The sequence below is a fragment of the Streptomyces sp. SID5910 genome, from assembly GCF_009862125.1.
Classification (GTDB): Bacteria; Actinomycetota; Actinomycetes; order Streptomycetales; family Streptomycetaceae; genus Streptomyces.
Genome location: NZ_WWHX01000052.1, coordinates 1 through 275, shown reverse-complemented (window position 1 = coordinate 275; position 275 = coordinate 1). Strand labels below are relative to the sequence as shown.

At 69.1% G+C, this 275-nt stretch carries 1 protein-coding gene; it reads left to right on the top strand.

What is annotated here, in order from left to right:
- Positions 1-275, top strand: a 275-nt coding sequence (locus GTW67_RS01620) for a ketoacyl-synthetase C-terminal extension domain-containing protein (protein WP_161163005.1), incomplete at both ends; no start/stop codon positions are given.

Below are 275 nucleotides of genomic sequence, written 5' to 3'. Positions count from 1 at the left end.
GGTGTGATGAAGATGGTGCTGGCGATGCGGCACGGGGTGCTGCCGCGGACGTTGCATGTTGATGAGCCTTCGCCGCAGGTGGAGTGGTCGGCCGGGGCCGTTGAGCTGCTGACGGAGTCGGTCGAGTGGCCGGAGGCTGCTGAGCCGCGCCGGGCGGGTGTGTCGTCCTTCGGTATCAGCGGCACGAACGCGCACGTCATCCTGGAGCAGGCTCCGGCTGTCGAGGAGACGCCGGCTGTGGGGACTTCGCCGAGCGTGGTGCCGTGGGTGGTGTC